Here is a 19,368-nt window from a genome sequence, read left to right on the forward strand (position 1 = left end):
AAAAGCCGCCACATAGACCTCGTATAACAAGATTTAATGTGACGGCCTGGATAATAGATATTATTTTGCTTCTACTAAAGAGCCAAGATCCTGCTCAAGATATTCTCTCCATAGGCCATCCATATACATGCGGCGCATTTTCGCCCCTGTGCGCACTACTTCCAGACAGCGCTGCTGTAATTCAGGAGTATCAGCATGATCTAAAACAATCTTATAGCCGCGTTCTCCATGGATTTCATCGGATACGATATGAAGATCGAAGAATTCGATTTCTTCATCTGTGAATCCGTATTGAGCACGAAGAGCCGGAGTCTGCTTTCTGTAAATATCCGGAACCTGTGACTCCAATCCGACAACAAGAGCTGCAGTTGCTACTACAAAATTTTCCCTTGCAGCTACTGCATAGCACCAGCTTTGAAGCCCTAACGTAGTCGGTGCCATGTTTTCCGGATTGATCACACGTTCGCGAGTCGTCCCGCATGCTTCCGCAAAGCGAATAAGCAGGTCAGTATGGCGGTCGGCAGCAATTTCTTCCTCATACATATTCTGAAGTGTGAAATCTTTTGCTGCTTCAAATTTCGGATCGGTTGGAGTGTTGTGGTAGATGTACGCTAAGTAATCAGCGAAAGGCCCTACATAGTGGTAATGGTTTTCAGCCCATCTCGCAAAATGTTTTCTTTCCAGTTTTCCTTCAGCCCAAGCTACAGTGAATGGAGCTTTCTGACTGTGGTTTCCTTTAATGGCTTCCTCTAGTTCTTTACGAAATTCATCTTTAGATAATAATTCTGGCATGTGTAAACTCCTCCTCGAAATTTATGTAGCCTATTGGCACTTGATATTTTGTATACCAAAACTTATAAAAAAATAATAGGTTACTAATTTAGAACCATATTTAATCTTGTTTTTTGGTCTTTGGTATACCTTAATGAAATCATAACCTATTCCTTTTCAATTGTAAACACAATTTTTAGAATTTTTTAAAGATTAATTTTTCTCGGTTGATAGATTGTGAGAATTAATAAAGCAACTCCTCTTTCAGATCAAGCAGCTCGGAAAGTTCTTCAGCTAGATGATCCAAGGCTTCTTCCACGATCTGCTCTCCGATTTCCCTGCTCCCTTTCCGTCCATCACCAATACAGCCGTTTTCAGTCATTTCTTCATAGAAATAAAATCCCTGGACAGCTTTCCCCGGCCGTAGTCTTTCCCATCTGCCGCCTTGCTTGATTTCTCCTTTTTCCAAGAGGTCTTCCCTTACCAGCTCCGGTGCTAGATACAGGGCTTCAGACACTTCACGTTCGCAGCTGTGGCCAAATAAAGGAGATTTTACATATTTCCCGATAGATTCCTTGGCAGACGCAGTAGTCTTTGCATAGTAGACTTCTACTTCCAATTCCTTTGTGATGTTCATGGCGGCCAGATTCAGTGTAGATTGGTTTCCGCCATGTGAATTCAAAAATAAAAACTTCCTGATTCCATGCTGTTTCAGTGAGGAAACCATGTCTGTAAGAACGGCAATCAAGGTAGACGGCTGAAGTGTAATTGTTCCGGGGAAATGGATGTGATGCTCGGAAACCCCCATGTTAATTGTTGGCGTCACAATAGCATAAGGAAACATTCTTTGCCCCAGTTTAATCGCCATTCTTTCTGCGAGCACTGCATCACAACTTTCCGCCATGTGTGGGCCATGCTGCTCATGTGCTCCGACAGGAATTATGGCAAACTCTACTGTTTCTAAGGATTTTTCGACTTCCTTCCATGTCATCTTGGTAAGATCAAAACAATTCATTTTCTTGATACCCCGCTTGTTTTAGGTATTTTGTATACCAAAAATAAATAAAAATAAAAAACTATTTCGTAATAGCTGCAGTTGTCTTTTTGGGAGGCTTTACAGAGATGTTTTCCTGTGATATTTCAATGTCGTTTTGGATGGTCATTTGACAGGTTAACCGATATCCTTCTTTCACTTTGTCGCCAAGCATTTTTTCTTCCTTCCAATTTGGCGGTGCGAGATCATCCCCCCCATTTAATACAATGCACGTACATTTTGTGCATCTTCCCATGCCGCATCCATATTTTAATTCCGGAAACTGGCGGATCCCTGCAAGCACAACCAAATTGGCATTATCCTTTACCTGCTTTTCCACAATCTCCCCATCCACATGAAGCGTAACCTTCGGCATAACATTACCCCTTTCAGTTTATTCTAAAAATTTAGATACTTTTTTCAAAGTATACAACCTTTATGGAAGATTAGCAAACTGGTTTTTTATTTTTTTGTTGAATTAATACCGGATGCGGAATCAGCTTGTTCCTTTTTGCGAAATTATTAAAAAATTTAGAATATATCATTGAATTACTTGAAACTTTAGTATAAAATACATTTAAAGTCAATGGTATACAATATTCCAACGAAAGAGGAGGTATGCTGGCTAATTACATATTAATTAATACTTTGAAAATATCTATAAATAAAAGGAGTGTTTTAATTGGGTAAATATATTGTATTAACAAATAAAGATACTTTCCAGACCATTCTTGAAAACGAGGGTTTAAAGCCGGTTGAGACGTATCATTTCTATTTTTTCGATAAGCTGAAGGCTAAGTACACTATTGCAGAAGTTTTGGATGAGAATATGAAAATCAAATTATATGAAGAATATGAAGGAAAAGAGTATGTAAATCATATCGGTGTTAAATTTTTTGAACGTTTTGAAACGCTGGAAGCAGCCAGAGAAGAATTGGATGAGATTGTAAAGGCATCCGGCAATAGTGAGGACTCCATACATTCGAAGCTGGTTAAATCTGATGAAGTAGCAGTATAAAGTGAAACTTCAATCAGTGGGGAGTGCTTTTCTCCCTGCTGATTGTTAGTTGAGGCCCACAGGACAAGGAAGGCTTCATGAGCATGAGCATCGCACGACCAAATGCGACAGCTTTTGGGAGGAAGTGGGTCCAAGGACGTTGCCACAGGACAAGGAAAGCTACGGCAGCGATACCTCGCACGACCGAAAGCGGCAGCTTTTGGGAAGATGTGGCGCTTTTTTTAGTCTTTGTTCTTCTTTTCTTGCCTTTACGGGCAGTTTGACCCCCACTTATCCTCCCTTGATTCATCTGAGTCTTGATGTGGGTGTCTGACTGGCCGTTAGACTGCGATAAAAAATTTTTAAACCCGGGGGAAGCAGCTCTTCTTCCGGGTTTGCTGTTCACAAATAATTTTTATAAAAGAAAAAACCGCCAAAGCATGGCGGCATGACTAGAATTTTAATGTTCTTCTTAAACGGGCTAATTTTCTTTCAGTTTTCTCAATTGCATATTTGGATCCAAAAAGAAAATGGAACATCGGGGCAGCCTCCTTTTTTCTCTATCCTTTTATCATTATTATATGATGACTTTTTCAGATTTACAATAATATTGTATACCAAATACCAAAATATATTCGTATTTGTGGCTAATTTTTGAACAAATACATATAAAACGAGATTTTGGTATACAATCCCCAGTGAAATGAAATTCAATATATTGAGGGTGTCTGATATGCTAAGAGTCTTATTTTTGACGGTAATTGCTTTATATTTGCTGTCCACCTTGCTTCCGCAGTGGAATATTGATTCCCTGCTTTCTATCTTATGTCTTATCATCGTCGTTTTAACATTCCGGCTGACGAAGAAATTTGTTCAGATTCTCGGGGGCGTTTTCCTAACTTTTGGTGCAGTCCTGCTCTGGACGAGCAGCTCAGAGTGGCAGCAGTATATTTTTGCTTTTGGACCAATGCTTGACTTGCTTACCATGTTTACTTTAATACCCATTCTGGGGATTCCGGTTAAACTGGGACGTTACGGGGAAGGCATCCAGGCCATCATTCAAAAACGTGTAAAAACATCTGGTCATTTGTATATGATGACTTCTGGAATCTCTTACTTTTTCAGCATTTTCATGAATCTTGCCACTCTTCCCATGACTTATTATTCTATCAGGCCGGCACTGGGGAGCTTTCCGGTAAGGAACAAGGAGCGGTTCATGAGCAGGGCCATTTCCAGAGGGTTTGCGATGCCTTTAATTTGGGCGCCTGTAACACCTATTGTGGGAATCGTGATAACGATGACGGGCGTCAGCTGGGGATCCATCCTCCCCTATGTCATCCCCCTGAGCATATTAGGATTAGCAATGGATTGGTTTATTGGATCCCGTCAGTCCAAGCCAATGAAACTTTCGCACTCTGGCGGAGAATCTGTGCATGAAACAGCTGCTGCCCTGGAAGCGGCTAATGACGGGCGCCCGGGCAGAGTATTTCAGATCCTCGGGGCCATCGCTATATTTAATGTCCTCGTATCCTTTGCAGAGACTCAAGTTTCATTGCCATTCTTAATTCTTGTTTCGCTGATCGTCATTCCATTTGCTTTCAGCTGGTCCCTTTTATTACGTAAAGGAAAAGAATTTGGCCATCAGCTGTCTGACCATTTCAATTCCTTTGCGATGAGCATGAAGGATCAATTTTTTATCTTTTTATCAACAGGCTTTTTTATATCAGCGATTAATATTTCGAAGGCAAATGAAATCCTTTTTGACTGGATTGCAGCTTTTATAAGTGTAGCCGGAGTCGGGGTTTTCCTGATCCTTCTGCCTTTGATTCCTTTAGGGCTGGCCTTTCTGGGCCTCCACCCAGCTGTTTCCCTTGCATTGATGATTGAAGGAGTAAATCCGGAAGCCATCGGAATTTCTCCTCATATTCTGACAGTCGCAATGCTGTCCGGCGCAGTTTCCGCCTTCTTAGTAGGCCCCTATAATGCCACTCTTGGTCTCATGTCTAACATTATCAAAGTCGATTCCTATAAAGTCTCCAGCTGGAATCTTCCTTTTGCGGCAGTTTATGTTGCTTGTGTGATGTTCTATTTGTTTTTGCTGGAAAGATTGCTCTAATAAGAAAAGCTGCTGAAAATTAATCAGCAGCTTTTCTTATTCGATTCCTGTATTTCCTTCACAATTTCTTTTGCAAAATGCCCCAAAGCGCCTTCGCTGTAAGCCCGTATGACTTCCGGTGCAAGGGAAGCAAGGGCTCTTTTGATATAAGCTGGGTGATACCCTTTGCCTGTCAATTCATACTCAATTTCAACAGCCGTTGTTACAGCAAAATAGGTTGCCAGTTTATTTACTTCTGTTACTCTCTCTTCACTGTCTTTTATGATTTCCCCCAGTGGTCTGAATAAATCCTGTATAGGAGCAGGAAGATGATCCTCAGTAATAAATAAACCCTTTCCATTCTCCATTAGATCTCTCGAATGCCCCATGTATTTCAATCCAAACACCTTACAGAAAGGGAACCTTTCTGTAATCCTTTTCGTTGGAAGTGCAGTCGCCATGTTAATGAAGGCAATAGAAGAATTCTCTTGAATTATGCTGTCCATAAAAGAAATCACCTTTCCAGCCGGCAAAGCGAGCAGAATAATATCCATTTGTCTCATCTCGTTATCAGTTAAAGGATGTGCGTTAGGGAACTTTTCAGCAAATTGTTCTGCCTTTGATCTGTCGGGATGAAAAATGCCTATTGAAAGGTTTGATTTATGCCAATGAGTCATCATCGCTGCACCTAACTTCCCTATACCTGCTAAGCCAATTTTCAAATCCTCACTCCTCTCCTTATAAAAAAGGCTATCCCCTTAGTTAGTTTATTCTAACTTTGCAGGATAGCCTTGTTTGTTCAAGCTTACTGTTTTACCAGATTAATATGGCAATTAAGGTTGCGATAAATAAACTGGCGACAACTGGAATAAAGTTTTTCCTGGCCAGCTCCAGCGGTGAAAGCTGAAGGAATCCTGCTACTGCGACAAGTGATGACCAGGCTACAATCGTTCCTCCACCCCAGATCGCACCCATTTGTCCGATGGCTGCTAATGTGGAAGGATCCATATGACTTCCATTTGCTAATGCACCCGATAAGGCACCAGTTAACGGCAGACCGGAAAATCCAGACCCATCAAGGCCAGTGATCAGACCGACAATCAACAAGCCAAACCCGGCAATAAAGGCATTCTCAGGAATATAAGCCTGGCCTGCCTGTATCATATCAAATAAAAAAGCAGGTTTGGCAGCGCTTTCATCCAATGATAATATTGTTCCGGTAAAGTCTGAGCTTCCCATAAAGAAGAAACCTGCTATTGGAATAACCGGAGCCATCGCCCTGAAGGCAAACACGAAGCCTTCCGTTAAATGCTCGCTAATCTTATCTAAAGCATGGATGCGATTAAATGCCACAGTGGCAAGCACCAGTAAAAGTGTCGCAACACCGCCAATAAATGCAGCTCCATCTGTTCCTTCAAAGCCTGACCCGCCTGTTAATTTGGTTGAGAACATATAAATCATAACACCCAGCATGGATAAAGGCACTAATACAGCAAAAACCTTACCCCATGTATTTTTTCTCTGAATGATTTCAGCACTTTCTTCAGCCGTAGCCGCAAGCTCATTCGCTACACCAAAGAAAGCAGCATCTTCAGGTTTTAGAGAGGAGTCGTGGTGCCCATTTTTCACGATTGATTTTCTATGCGCCACATAAACATAGGACAATGCGAGTACACCTGTAATGACGGAAAGAACCAGTGTTTTATCCGCAACCATGGCCTTATCAATTCCAGCTGCTTTTGCACTGAGCATCGGTGCTACCTGCATGATATAATCAGAGGAAAGCGCCATTCCCTGACCGGCAATGACAATAACCATGGCAGCCGTCATTACAGGCAGCCCAGCCCGGACTGCTGCAGGTACAAGCAATGCACAGATGAGCGGGACAGCAGGTGTTGGCCAGAAAAAGAGAGAAATCACATAGGTTGTTACCATTAAGACTAAATAAGAAATATGCCCATTCACCATAACCTTCTCAATCGGACCAATAAGCCTCTTATCAGCGCCCAAATCCTTCAATGAATTAAGAAGCGCGATCATGAGAGAAATAATCAAGAATATGCTGAATAGTTCTTTTGCTGCGAGGAGATTAGCGTTAAATACAGCCTGAAAGCCAGCAATCAGACTGCCTTTATAAATGACTGCCACAAGGAAAGTTCCGATGATTACCGGCAAGACAACGCCTCTTCTGAAAAGCATCGTGGCGATGACAGACACAGTAACAATTGCATAGACCCAATGAGCAAATGTTAACTCCATATATTCCCCTCCGTTTTTCGTTATCAAAAATAACTCTCTATAATAGATTGCAAAAGGCAGATTGCAGGAGGCATTCTGTTTATCTATGGCTGACTATGTAATACCCCGACATTTGGCTTCACCAGAAGGACTTGTTACTTTTCCAAACAGAATACAGCATTTGGTAGATTGTATACCAATTTGACCAAAAAACAAAAAAGCGCTAATCATGGATGACTTGGTTCTCTGCTGATACACTTCTTTTTTTCATACTATATCAATCTCTAATGCTCTTTAGATGTGCAGATCCCTTACAAATGCTTCCATCGTCCAGAACAAGAGGACTATAACCACCTCCTCTTTTCACTATTTTTAACTTGTATACTATAATAACACTAAAAATAACTATTGTGCAAATAATTTTGAAAATTTAGATGTTTTAATATTTTCTATAAAATGTATTGCTCTCTTGAGGGTTTTAAGTTAAAATCTAGGTTAAAATCGTGCACAAAGTATATCGTATACCAAATAGGGGTGAATCCAAGAAGGAGTGATCATTATGCTTAAAGCTGGAATTATCGGTTATGGAACGTTGGGGAAAACCATAGCGGAATTAATAGAAGCCGGCCATGCTGGCAACGTGAAGTTACAGTCTGTGCTGATTAGAAGTAATAAAAGTGCAGATCATGCTAACAAACAAACATTTGACCTTACGCCAGATGAAAACGATTTTTTTTATGGAGATTTAGATATTATCATAGAGGCAGCGGGTCATGGGGCTTTACATCTTTATGGGGAAAAAGCGCTTGCAAGTGGAAGCCATCTTGTAGTGCTTTCCGTGGGAGCATTAGGAGACACCAGTTTTTATGATAAACTGAAGACTGTGGCCATGCAGCATAACCGGCAGATCTTTATCCCCTCTGCAGCTATAGCCGGCCTGGACCGGATTGCAGCAGGAGCATTGGGTGAGATCGAAGATATTACCTTAATTACAAGAAAGCATCCCCGCAGCTGGAAAGGTACGATCGCGGAAGAAAAAGTGGATTTACATATGCTGACTGAACCATTTTGTATTTATGAAGGGAATGCCCGGGAGTCATCCAGGCTGTTTCCGCAGAGCGTAAATGTTTCAGCAGCCCTTAGCCTTGCAGGGATTGGATTTGAAAATACAAAGGTGAAGGTGTATGCCGATCCGACTATCCAAACAAACACACATACCATCAAGGCTAAGGGTTATTTTGGCGAAGTGGAGATATCCGTTTCGAATGTTCCTTATGAGGAAAATCCAAAATCAAGTCCAATTGTCGCCATGAGTGTGGCCAAGGTTTTAAAAAATTTAACTTCTCCATTTGTGATTGGAGTGTAATGAAAATTAAGAAAGGGCTTCTGCTCTTTCTTAATTTTTATTTTCACTCTGCTGCACCGCTTCAATATATGCTTTTTTTGAATTCTCAATATGTATTTTGGTCAGATATTCAGCCATTTCCATTTCTTTATTAACGATGGCTTCCATGATTTTTAGATGCTCCTCCATGGACTGCTTTGCCCTGCCAGGATTTTTATGCCCGATTTTGGCAAATGCGCGAATGTAATCGGATAATCCGCTCAGCATCTCATAAAGCTTCACATTTTTGGCAGAGCTATATAGGAGATGATTGAGCTGCCTATGTAACTCAGAAGCATCCTCTTCAGGATTGTTCAGGTATTCCTCGACCTTTTTTATGCTGCTTGTGAACTTGCTTTCCATTTCATCATCCAGCTTTTGGACGGCCAATTTTGCTGCCAGTACTTCAAGTGATGATAAAATGGTAAACACCTCGATAATTTCCTTTTCAGAAATATCGGCAACAATTACACCTTTTCTTGGAACTGTCTTTACAAACCCTTGTGATTCCAGGCGGAACAGCGCTTCGCGAATTGGCGTCCTGCTGATATTTAACCGTTCAGCAAGTTCCCGTTCAACCAGCCGGTCTCCCGCTTTAAATTCCCCGTCCAAAATAAGATCCTTAATATGCAGATAAACCCTCTCTCGAATCGAGATCAGATTATCCTCCGTCCAGTTATTGACCATCCCTTTCCCTCTTTCTCTCTTTAGTATCCTTACTGCCCATTATAACTTACCTGTCGGGGTAACAGCAATTTTTTGGTTGATTTACCAAGGAGTTCTACTTATATAATGTTTAAGGCACATTCATTTTTTCTATCTCTCCTCTGGAAGTCCGATCATTAGCTGCTACACTTGAAATAATTTCCGCTATGATTTCAGCCAGTTTTAAAACCAGATATAATCTCGTGCTATTTAAGGAGTGTACAGGTGTTAATGGATCCAGTGTATTTACAATCGCCTTCAAATGATAATCACCCACACTCGGCAGAACCCGATTCACTGCATTCCCCGGAATAAACGATCCTTCTCTTATTAAAATATAGCCGATTTGCCGTTCGTCCCCGAGGCAGGCGTCTATGCCAAATATAAACGGATCATGGTGTGTATCCTTGATTTCTTTAAGAACCTGTTTGATATTTAATGCATGAACAGGATCCTTTAGAGTCCCATATACCGGATACGGAATGTTCTTTTCTTTAAGGATCTTTCCTGTCAAGGGTCCAAGAGAGTCTCCTGTTGACCGGTCCGACCCGATGCACAAAATAACGATTTCCCTGGATGTGCTATAAAAGATCTGTTCCAGCTTCGATACCATCTTTTCAATTTCCGCTTCTTCCGTTGTTTCTTTGATGGAAATGTAACTTGCTGCATCGATGACATTATTCTTCGGTTTGCTGGATGAAAATGGCCACATTTTGGTCCCTCCTTTCCATTAATAGTTTTATATCCCGAATCAGCATTAATCAATAAAAACTAAAATGATAATCATTCTTAGTTTATACAATGAAAGAAGCAATTGTAAATTTTTAGCGGGTATATTATGTATTACCCGGACTTTAGATGACATATCCGCTGACAATATATATATATTTCTTTAATCATACCCGAAAACCAAGCTGAAGTTCATCACCTTAATAAATCCCCTTTGAAGAATATTTTAGATCCTTAAACAAAACATAATTTTTATGGAGGTGAGATTAAAATGAAAAAGGATAATATAAATGAAGGAATTGATAATCAAAATGGTGCTTCCCAGGATATATTGATGGATCGGGTTAATCAGGTTTTTGACAAAATGGCTGAAGATATAAGGGGGATGGTTGGTGAAAGCACCAGTAAAAAGAATATACGATAAAAGAAGCTTTTGTTTGGTTAGATATCCGTTTGATTTCTGTCCCAGGCTGCCATCGCTTGAATTGCCTTTTGTTTCAAAAAATATGGACGGATGGCTGTGATTGTCAGGATTCAAACCGTTATAGTTCAGTCCCATCATTATGGTCGACACAACTCCGCCTTTAATGTCGATGTCATAGCCAACCTGATTGTCACTATCAACAATTTGGTAACGGTCAATATGCGTGTAGCCGTATCCTTTCATTTCATCATACACATATGCCATCATCTGTTTAGTAATATCATTGTACTTTGTTTCATTTGGCAACGTTGGCCCGTCTGGTGCTAAGGATATTCCTAAGGAGAAAGTTGCAGCTTCATTTGTTCCATAAATTTTCTTTAAACCTTGATGATGCAAATCAATCGCAAAATCCGGCTTCAATTCTGCCCAATAAGAATAGACAACTTTTGATTCCTTGGCTATAAATCCTCCCTCTGCCCAATCACGATTTAAGTCCAGAGACTGGCCCGTTTCCATAATCTTAGTGCCGCGGGTATTCATCTCTGCTCCATCAGGATTGTACATTGGAATGAAGTATAGTGTGGATTCTTCCAGAACGGTCTGTACTTCTTTGGAATTGCTGTTTTTCAATGTTTAGCAGAGTGATTGAGAAAAAAGAACTGTTTTATTCTTTAAATCGATAAAGCAAGACAAAAAACAACATATTTTACCCATCCTTTTATCCTATAATTGAATTTGAAGTTCATCTAATAAAAAAATAACTATTTCGACTTTCGAAAAAGGTGTTATAATACTATTTATAAAATTTTACAGAAATGAAGGCGAGTTCGTTTGAAGAAGAGATTATGGCTTATTTATGGAATGCTGACTTTGGCTACTGCAACATGGGGCAGCGCATTTATTGCCGGCAAGTTGGCTGTCCAAAGCTTTGAACCTGCAACCGTTGCATTTTTGCGTTTTTTGGGAGCTGCCATCTTGCTTTTTCCGCTCATGTGGATTATGGAGAAAGACCGGAAACGACCAAATTTAAAAGATCATGGACTGTTTGCTCTCTTGGGTCTGACAGGAATTGCGCTGTATAATATTTGTTTCTTTCTGGCCACAAAACACGCACCTGTGATTAAAAGCTCATTATTTATTGCATCAAACCCGGTTCTTATCGTCCTTTTATCTGGACTATTTCTTAAAGAAAAAATTACCAATAATCATATCATTGGAATGGCCGTTGCTTTGACAGGTGTAGTGTTTATTATTACAGATGGCCATTTGCTCACTCTTTTCCAATATGGCTTTGAACCAATTGATTTTGTATTGCTTGGCGCTGTCGTAAGCTGGGCTATTTATAGTGTTGTAGGAAAAGTGGTGTTGAAAAAATTCAGCTCAGTGGAATCGACCACATATGCAGTTGCCTATGGGACCTTATTTCTTTTGCCCTTTGCATCTGCAGAAACAACGTGGATAGATCTTCAGCAAGCCAGCTTTACGACTTGGGCTGCTATCGCTCATATGAGTATCTTTGTTACGGTGGTTTCGTTTGTCATGTATTATAACGGAATTAAAGAGGTCGGAGCGGCCAAGGCTTCCATTTTTATAAATGTGATGCCTGTGTCTGCTGTTATCATGGCTACAGTATTTTTGGGTGAAACGTTCACCATTGCGCATAGAATAGGCGCAGCTTTTGTTCTTACGGGAGTATATATAGGAACAAATGCGAAAATGTTCAAAAGAAAGATGAATAAACAAAGCATGAAAAATAAGACTGCCTAGTAATTTATAAGATCTTAAATCTCATAATCCTGCAAGGAGAAACAATATATGATTCATACAATTACTATAAAAGACGAAAATCTCCACGGTTCTTTCAGCAATGAATATAAACCTGCTTTAACAATGAGTTCATGCTGTCCTTCCTCATGGGGCAATCAGATAAATTGAACTCAAAAGGCTTGTTACACCGAATTACGGTGAACAAGCCTTTTCTTATCTACTCATGATCATAAGATCTTGTGCTTCTCCATTTTTCATACCCCTAATTGTTTAAAGTAAAAGAATAAACTTTAACTATAATAATCCAAATAGTGATAAATTAAGAGAGGCAATATTTCCTTCCACCATAAAACTCTTCGGATTCAGTAAACTAGGAGCCTGCTCTGTCTGTTTAATCTTTGCTGAATAATGAACTTAGATCCTTCAATGTATATAATCTACCCGTTAACATATACAGGCTGTTATAGTTTCTTTGTACATATTCATCAATTATTATGAGTCCTTTTAAAAATTGATTCACCAAATAATTTGTGTACTTTGGATCCCAGACGAAACGATTGATCCTGATCAGCTCCTCTGCAAGGATATGAAACTTATAGTCTTCAGCAATCAATTTGATTTGCTGTAATTTGTCTGTGTCCATATAAAAGATATTTCTTTCGAGATTTTTATTAATGAACGCAATAAAATCGTTAATATTTTCAGCGAGCAAGTTAGCTATTTCCATCTCATATTGCATACCATCATCTCCTTAAACACAAGTGCGATTAAGAAAAGTGTATGATAATTGGGCATGACTTAAAACATCTCATCATGCAAAAACCGCCCGGATTCCCTCCAGCGGTTTTCGCGGACTACTTCAGAAGCCCCTTCTTCTCCAAATACTCCAGGGCTGTTTCTTCAGCACTTGCCCCTTCCACATTGACTTTATAATTCATTTCACGCATTTCATCGTCACTGATTTTACCGCTCAGTTTGTTTAAGGATTTGACCAATTCGGGATATTCTTCGGCTGTTTCAGCTCTTAGCAATGGGGCACCCTGATACGGAGGGAACAGATTCTTGTCATCCTCCAGGACAGTAAGGTTATACCTTGCGATTTCACTATCTGTAGAATAAGCGTCCACTAGGTTAATTTCACCTTTTTCGATGGCACCATAGCGCAGCTTAGGCTCCATGGTTAAAACAGTTGGAAAATCCACGCCATAAAGCTTTTGAATGCCCCGATAGCCATCTTCCCGGTCGGAGAATTCAAGGGTGAAGCCTGCTTTTATGTTTTGCTCGACAGCTTTTAGATCTGAAATGGATTGCAAGCTATATATCTCAGCAAATTGTTCTGGCACTGCCAAAGCATACGTATTATTGTAAGCCATCGGTTCTAACAGCTCCATGTTGAATTGATCCTTCATCCCTTTTCTCGCCTGCTCATAAACCTCTCCACGGTCGGTGCTTACCGCTGTCTCTTTTATAAATTCGGCAATGGCTGTACCGGTAAACTCAGGATACACATCGATACTGCCCGACTTCAGAGCATTAAAGACGAATGATGTTTTTCCTAACCCTGGTTTTAACTCGACATTAAGATCGGTTTCATTTTCAATCAGCAATTTGTACATATTGATCAGGATTTCCGGTTCTGAACCAAGCTTCCCGCCAATGACAATATTCTCTTCTGATTTATTTGTCAGCAGCGGGATCGCCATAACCAGTATCATTGCGCCAATAAAGACTCCCAGCGCTGCGAGGGACCGTTTAAAAGACATATGCTCGAATCGTCGCAGCAGCATATCAAAAAGGATTGCCAATATGGCTGCAGGTATGGCCCCAAGTACGATCAGTGCCGTATTATTTCGATCGATTCCAAGGAGGATCAGTTCTCCCAAGCCTCCTGCTCCAATTAAAGCAGCAAGAGTAGCCGTTCCTATGATTAGTACCATAGCTGTCCGGATTCCGGCCATAATGACCGGCATGGCAAGAGGAAGCTCTACCTTCATGAGCCTTTTGCGCCTGTTCATCCCCATTGCACTTGCCGCTTCGATAATGGAATCATCCACTTCCTTTATGCCTGTATATGTATTTCTCAGAATGGGCAGAAGGGCATATACGATCAATGCGATAATGGCGGGCACTTTTCCAATTCCAAATAAGGGGATCAATAGGCCTAGCAGTGCTAATGAAGGTACGGTCTGCAATACGGCTGTTATGCCGATGATTCCCTCTGCGATTTTTTGCTTTTTAGTCAGATATATTCCAAGTGGGATGGCAATCAGGACTGCAAAAAATAAAGCAATAAGTGAAATCTGAATATGTTCAATCAGCACACTTGCTAATTGGCCTTTTCTTTCACTGAAAACAGAGCTCAAGGTATTCATGACTTCACCTCTCTTTGCATGCTGCGAGCCAACTTACGAATGACAGCCTGCCTGTTGATCATTCCAATGATGGTTCCGCCTTCTTCCACGGCAAGTTCTTCATTAATGGCCAATAAGCTAAGCGTTTCTTCCAATGAAGCCGAGGCGGAAATGACTGACCCGTTCTGTTCTGCTTCTGAAATCGGCAGGAGGATATCATGAAGGCTGAATTCCTCCATGTACGGTCCCTGCTCTTCCCCGACAAACTGCCGGACAAATTCGTTCTCCGGATTAGCAAGCAGCTCTTCTGGCGTGCCAATTTGGACGATTTCCCCGTCCTTCATGACGCATATCCGGTCACCGAGCTTTAAAGCTTCCTTCATATCATGTGTAACAAAGACGATTGTTTTCTTTATTTTTTTCTGAAGATGGATCAGGTCATCCTGAAGCTTTTCCCTGCTAAGGGGATCCAGCGCACTAAAAGGCTCGTCCATCAGGATGATGGGCGGATTGGCCGCCAGTGCTCTTGTTACGCCCACTCTTTGCTGTTGTCCTCCTGAAAGTTCATGCGGCTTTCGGCTCCGGTATATGTCAGGCTCCAATCCAACCATTTCCAGTAACTCATTAATCCGTTCATTAATTTTCATCTGCTCCCAGTTTTTTAGCTCCGGAACGATCGCGATATTTTCCCCAATTGTCATGTGAGGAAAAAGGGCAATCTGCTGAAGGACATAGCCAATATCCCAGCGGAGCTCATGAATGTCATAGTCACTGATCCGTTTGCCATTTATGAAAATCGTTCCTGATGTCAAAGGAATCAGCCTATTAATCATCTTCAGAACGGTGGTTTTCCCGGAACCGCTCGGACCAATTATCACGAAGAACTCACCTTCTTTTATATGTAAATTGATTAAATTTACAGCTTTGTTACCATCCCAATATTGTTTCGACACATTGTCAAACTGAATCATTGCCTCCACCCCTCTAATATGTTTACATCTGAATTATTCCCTTAACAAATATCCGAAAAATGGTCCTGCCTGCGTTTTCTTTTTTGCTGTTATACTATCATACAGATAGACAGGAAACATTTCCAATCCTAAGAATCCAAAGAAAAGACAGCCTCCTGCATTGGAGGCTGCCAGTGTTTAAGCGGGAGATCTTTTCAGGTTCTTAAAGAGGTCCGGAAAGTCTTTTCTGATTGCTTCGCGAATATCCCCAAATGCAAGATGGCGAATGGGATAGGTTTTTACTTTCTTTAAGGTGGAATGCGGGTTACCTTTAAAGATATTAACAGTCTCTTCTAAAAATCTTTCCTGCTGAAACAGATCATTGTTTCGATTTTCAAAGACTTTGTTTTCTGTTTGCTCATAAATAACGTAATAGTTTTCAATGATTTCACCACGGAACATTTCCTGCGTCTCAATTACTTCATATACTTTCATCGGTATCAGTCTCCCTTTTAAATAAATTCAAGTGACGAAAGGGATCAATTCAACCCCATTGGCAAAACCAGCAGCTTTATATCTTGGATACTATGATGTATTTCACTTGAACATGCCTTCGCATGCTAATTTAATACTATTGATTTATTATTTGGTTCGGTATAATTTCGATTCGGGCTGCACCTGTTTCCTGGGCTGCTTTTACTACCGCATCCCTTACTGCAGGAACAACCCGGCTGTCGAGCGGCCCTGGAATTACATAATCAGGCGTCAGGTCTGTAGCATCGATTAATCCGGCAATAGCTTCGACTGCAGCCATTTTCATTTCTTCATTAATTTCAGTAGCCCTGACGTCCAGGGCCCCTCGGAAAATTCCAGGGAATGCGAGGACATTGTTCACCTGATTCGGCAAGTCGGATCTTCCTGTTCCAACGACTTTGGCGCCTGCCGCTTTCGCCTCATCCGGCATGATCTCAGGAATTGGATTGGCCATGGCAAAAATAATGGAATCCGGACTCATCGTCTCGACCATTTCCTTAGTTAAGGCACCGGCAGAGGAAACCCCGATGAACACATCAGCGCCAATGATAACATCCTCAAGTGGACCTTTACGTTTTCCTGGATTGGTAATTTTCGCAACAGACTCTTTGACAGGGTTCATTCGCTCTTGCCTTCCTTCATAAATCGCTCCCTTTGTATCACACATGATGATGTCTTTTGCTCCCATATTAAGGAACAGCTTGATAATCGCAATTCCTGCCGCACCAGCCCCATTGATTACGATTTTTATTTCATCCATTTTTTTACCGGCAAGCTTCAGCGCGTTGATTAACCCGGCTGCTGTTACGATCGCTGTTCCATGCTGGTCATCATGAAAAACCGGGATGTTCATTTCCTGCTTCAGCCGTTCTTCAATGTAAAAGCAATTCGGTGCCGCGATATCCTCCAGGTTAATGCCCCCAAAAGAAGGCTGCAGCAGCCTGACTGTTTTAATGATTTCTTCGGGATCCTTTGTATCAAGGCAAATCGGAACCGCATCAACACCTGCAAAAGCTTTAAATAGTGCAGCCTTCCCCTCCATCACAGGCATGGAGGCTTCGGGGCCAATATCGCCAAGTCCCAGTACAGATGTGCCGTCAGAAACCACGGCGATTAAGTTTCCTTTTATTGTATAATCATAGACTTTCTCAGGCTGATCATGGATTCTTTGGCACGGCTCAGCCACTCCTGGTGAATAGGCTATGCTTAAATCCTTCATGCTGTTCAGCGGCATTTTTACATCGACCGTTAACTTCCCTTGAAACTTCTCATGAAGCAGTAGAGATTCCTTCTGCAAATCCATTCAACCCATCTCCCTTTATTAAATATTGTTAATTTTCAGTATTTGTTGTAGATTATTATATAATGAGTTGCATCCATAAATGAAATACATATAATCTATAACCTTTATGCCTTTTGGTTATACGAATGGAGTGAAGAAATTGGATATCCGGCATTTAGAATATTTTGCTGAAGTAGCACAGCACTTAAGTTTCACAAAAGCATCCCACACCCTGCATGTCACCCAGCCTTCCATCAGCAAAGCCATCAAAAATCTCGAAGGCGAACTGGGAGTGCCGCTATTTTACAGGTCATCGAAGCAGCTTGAATTAACGGATGCTGGAAAAGCAGTGTTAATCAATGCAAAAAAAGTGCTGGACGCATTTCAGAACCTGACATTAGAGTTAACAGATCTAATGGAGCTGAAGGGCGGTGAAATCAAAATAGGCATACCTCCCATAGTCGGCGCAGCCTTCTTTTCGAAGCTTATTAGCCAATATAAAGAAAAGTTCCCATTGATCGAAATTTAATTAACGGAAGTCGGCACGAAGAAAATAAAAAAAGGGGTGGAAGATGGCACATTGGATATTGGCCTGATTTGCACGGTCCCGGCCCATGGAAGCGGCTTTGAAATAATCAATGTCCTAAGGGATCCCTTAATGCTCATTATCCACCGGGAACATAGGCTTGCTTCGAAAAAGGAAGTGCATTTTTCAGAATTAGCCAAAGAGCCTTTTATCCTCTACCGCAAAGATTTCACCTTATATGACCTGATTATTGAGGAATGCTTAAACAGGGGCTTTCAGCCTAATATCGTCTGTGAAAGCTCGCAAAAGGACTTCCTGCTCGGAATGGTTGAAGGAAAACTGGGAATCACCATGCTGCCAAGCAAAATCTGTCAAAATATAAATTGTAATGACCTTGTGGTTCTGCCAATCTCTGAATCTGCTGTTAATCTAGAGCTCGGGATGATCTGGAAAAAGGATAAGTACTTATCGTTTGCGGTCCGGGAGTTTATCGCCGGTGCGGAGACTTATTTGGAGGAAGGGATGTGAAACGGCCGCCGCAAATTTGAGAAGTGCGACGGCTCTGTACCTGGAGCTATTGTGAGCAAGCCTTAACAAATGCATCAAATATAGCTTTTGAAGGGTCATCACTCTTTTGTGTCATGCATTCAGGGTGCCACTGTACCCCTAATGCAAAGCGATGCTTTTTACTCTCAAAAGCCTCAATAACCCCATCATTGGCCTCTGCACATACCTCAAAGTTTTCAGGCATTTTGCGGACAGCCTGATGATGATAGCTATTTACTTTAAAACTTTGCATTCCAGTAACTCTGTGAAGGAGAGAGTCTCTTTTAACATTCACAAAATGAGTCGCATGCCAGCGGGGTGCTTTTTGGCCATGCTGCAGCAAAGGGACGCCCATCTGGGAAAAGATGTCCTGATACATATCACCCCCAAGAGCAATACTGAGGATTTGGCAGCCCCTGCATATGGCTAAAATTGGTTTATCACGAGCAAGCATTTTTTGAATCATGCTGATTTCGAATGTATCTCTTTCCGGACAAATACTGCCCAGCTTTTGATGGGGTTCTTCACCAAATAGTGTTGGGTCGATGTCTCCCCCGCCGGTAAGCAGCAGCCCGTCAAGCGTTTCAGCTAATTTTTCGATTTTATCATCATCCAGCAGATTGGGCACAACAATTGGAACGGCCCCGGCATTTAACAATGAATGGATATTATCCATTGAAATAGAAAGGTTATGATCTTCTAAATTTGATGTAACTCCAATAATTGGTTTCATTCGGCACCTCTGGTTATATAGTTTAGAAGATTATTCTATAGAACGGGGAAGAAGTCCTATCTGCCACATAAAAAATCACCAAAATAAATAAAAAGAACTGCCCAGCAGTCAGTATTCCTGACTTTTGGGCAGTCCATGTATCCATTAATATGGGTCCGTTTCACGGCTTTTCTCCACCGCTTCCTTTGCTGCCTGGTTTTCAGCGATTGAGCCCTGGCCATATTTAGATCTTCCAGCATCACGTCCTGGAATTTGCTCTTCCCCGCTCATTGCCTGCAATTCCTTCATGACTTTCTCAATTCC

At 41.2% G+C, this 19,368-nt stretch carries 18 protein-coding genes and 1 pseudogene; 5 read left to right on the forward strand and 14 right to left on the reverse strand.

Annotation, left to right across the window (positions count from 1 at the left end; genetic code table 11):
- Positions 1-60 precede the first annotated feature (60 nt).
- From BFI01S_RS05365 to BFI01S_RS05375, 3 genes are all read right to left on the reverse strand, one after another.
- Positions 61-792 (reverse strand): iron-containing redox enzyme family protein, encoded by a 732-nt coding sequence (locus BFI01S_RS05365; RefSeq protein WP_019382771.1) that lies wholly within the window; start codon positions 790-792, stop codon positions 61-63.
- A gap of 223 nt (positions 793-1,015) precedes the next feature.
- On the reverse strand, positions 1,016-1,786 hold the full coding sequence (locus BFI01S_RS05370; protein ID WP_061791683.1) for a creatininase family protein: 771 nt from the start codon (positions 1,784-1,786) through the stop codon (positions 1,016-1,018).
- A 61-nt stretch (positions 1,787-1,847) separates the two neighbouring features.
- Positions 1,848-2,180 carry a 2Fe-2S iron-sulfur cluster-binding protein gene (locus BFI01S_RS05375; RefSeq protein ID WP_035330542.1) on the reverse strand — a complete coding sequence of 111 codons (333 nt, stop codon included), beginning with the start codon at positions 2,178-2,180 and terminating at the stop codon, positions 1,848-1,850.
- 306 nt (positions 2,181-2,486) lie between these two features.
- Between BFI01S_RS05375 and BFI01S_RS05380 the strand changes: the two genes are divergently transcribed.
- Both BFI01S_RS05380 and BFI01S_RS05390 read left to right on the forward strand, forming a co-directional pair.
- Positions 2,487-2,822, forward strand: coding sequence for a hypothetical protein (locus BFI01S_RS05380; RefSeq protein ID WP_061791684.1), 336 nt, complete (start codon positions 2,487-2,489; stop codon positions 2,820-2,822).
- Positions 2,823-3,534: 712 nt separating this feature from the next.
- A complete protein-coding gene (locus BFI01S_RS05390; protein ID WP_061791686.1) occupies positions 3,535-4,917 on the forward strand; it encodes a hypothetical protein in 1,383 nt (460 codons plus the stop codon).
- Between the two features lie 23 nt (positions 4,918-4,940).
- Here BFI01S_RS05390 and BFI01S_RS05395 read toward each other — a convergent pair whose 3' ends face one another.
- Positions 4,941-5,618 carry an NAD(P)-binding domain-containing protein gene (locus BFI01S_RS05395; protein WP_061791687.1) on the reverse strand — a complete coding sequence of 226 codons (678 nt, stop codon included), beginning with the start codon at positions 5,616-5,618 and terminating at the stop codon, positions 4,941-4,943.
- A gap of 91 nt (positions 5,619-5,709) precedes the next feature.
- Positions 5,710-7,155 carry a hypothetical protein gene (locus tag BFI01S_RS05400; RefSeq protein WP_061791688.1) on the reverse strand — a complete coding sequence of 482 codons (1,446 nt, stop codon included), beginning with the start codon at positions 7,153-7,155 and terminating at the stop codon, positions 5,710-5,712.
- Between the two features lie 538 nt (positions 7,156-7,693).
- Here BFI01S_RS05400 and BFI01S_RS05405 point away from each other — a divergent pair.
- Positions 7,694-8,500 (forward strand): aspartate dehydrogenase, encoded by an 807-nt coding sequence (locus BFI01S_RS05405; RefSeq protein ID WP_061791689.1) that lies wholly within the window; start codon positions 7,694-7,696, stop codon positions 8,498-8,500.
- Between the two features lie 30 nt (positions 8,501-8,530).
- On the opposite strand, the gene BFI01S_RS05410 is transcribed toward BFI01S_RS05405, so the two are convergent.
- From BFI01S_RS05410 to BFI01S_RS05420, 3 genes are all read right to left on the reverse strand, one after another.
- Positions 8,531-9,205: a GntR family transcriptional regulator gene (locus BFI01S_RS05410; protein ID WP_061791690.1), complete on the reverse strand. Its 675-nt coding sequence runs from the start codon at positions 9,203-9,205 to the stop codon at positions 8,531-8,533.
- Between the two features lie 109 nt (positions 9,206-9,314).
- Positions 9,315-9,935, reverse strand: coding sequence for a spore protease YyaC (gene yyaC, locus BFI01S_RS05415; RefSeq protein WP_061791691.1), 621 nt, complete (start codon positions 9,933-9,935; stop codon positions 9,315-9,317).
- A 243-nt stretch (positions 9,936-10,178) separates the two neighbouring features.
- Entirely contained in the window at positions 10,179-11,006 is an 828-nt protein-coding gene (locus tag BFI01S_RS05420; RefSeq protein ID WP_235831107.1) for a M14 family zinc carboxypeptidase, read from the reverse strand.
- A 231-nt stretch (positions 11,007-11,237) separates the two neighbouring features.
- On the opposite strand from BFI01S_RS05420, the gene BFI01S_RS05425 reads away from it, so the two are divergent.
- Entirely contained in the window at positions 11,238-12,143 is a 906-nt protein-coding gene (locus tag BFI01S_RS05425) for a DMT family transporter (RefSeq protein WP_061791700.1), read from the forward strand.
- Between the two features lie 391 nt (positions 12,144-12,534).
- Here the strand turns inward: BFI01S_RS05425 and BFI01S_RS05430 are convergent, their stop codons facing one another.
- The 5 genes from BFI01S_RS05430 to BFI01S_RS05450 all read right to left on the reverse strand — a co-directional run bounded on the left by BFI01S_RS05430 (position 12,535) and on the right by BFI01S_RS05450 (position 17,281).
- Entirely contained in the window at positions 12,535-12,882 is a 348-nt protein-coding gene (locus BFI01S_RS05430) for a hypothetical protein (RefSeq protein ID WP_061791692.1), read from the reverse strand.
- A gap of 115 nt (positions 12,883-12,997) precedes the next feature.
- Positions 12,998-14,515 carry an osmoprotectant update ABC transporter permease/substrate-binding subunit OpuFB gene (opuFB, locus tag BFI01S_RS05435; protein ID WP_061791693.1) on the reverse strand — a complete coding sequence of 506 codons (1,518 nt, stop codon included), beginning with the start codon at positions 14,513-14,515 and terminating at the stop codon, positions 12,998-13,000.
- Complete coding sequence (locus tag BFI01S_RS05440) at positions 14,512-15,465, reverse strand: ABC transporter ATP-binding protein (protein WP_061791694.1); 954 nt, start codon at positions 15,463-15,465, stop codon at positions 14,512-14,514. Before BFI01S_RS05440 ends, opuFB begins: the two co-directional genes overlap by 4 nt.
- A gap of 177 nt (positions 15,466-15,642) precedes the next feature.
- A complete protein-coding gene (locus BFI01S_RS05445; protein ID WP_061791695.1) occupies positions 15,643-15,939 on the reverse strand; it encodes a hypothetical protein in 297 nt (98 codons plus the stop codon).
- Positions 15,940-16,075: 136 nt separating this feature from the next.
- Positions 16,076-17,281 (reverse strand): NAD(P)-dependent malic enzyme, encoded by a 1,206-nt coding sequence (locus tag BFI01S_RS05450; protein WP_061791696.1) that lies wholly within the window; start codon positions 17,279-17,281, stop codon positions 16,076-16,078.
- Positions 17,282-17,420: 139 nt separating this feature from the next.
- Here BFI01S_RS05450 and BFI01S_RS05455 point away from each other — a divergent pair.
- Positions 17,421-18,314, forward strand: a pseudogene (locus BFI01S_RS05455) (LysR family transcriptional regulator).
- 46 nt (positions 18,315-18,360) lie between these two features.
- Here the strand turns inward: BFI01S_RS05455 and BFI01S_RS05460 are convergent.
- Positions 18,361-19,065: a gamma-glutamyl-gamma-aminobutyrate hydrolase family protein gene (locus BFI01S_RS05460; RefSeq protein WP_061791697.1), complete on the reverse strand. Its 705-nt coding sequence runs from the start codon at positions 19,063-19,065 to the stop codon at positions 18,361-18,363.
- Between the last annotated feature and the right edge of the window lie 303 nt (positions 19,066-19,368).

The sequence above is a fragment of the Cytobacillus firmus NBRC 15306 genome, from assembly GCF_001591465.1.
Lineage (GTDB): Bacteria > Bacillota > Bacilli > Bacillales > Cytobacillaceae > Cytobacillus > Cytobacillus firmus.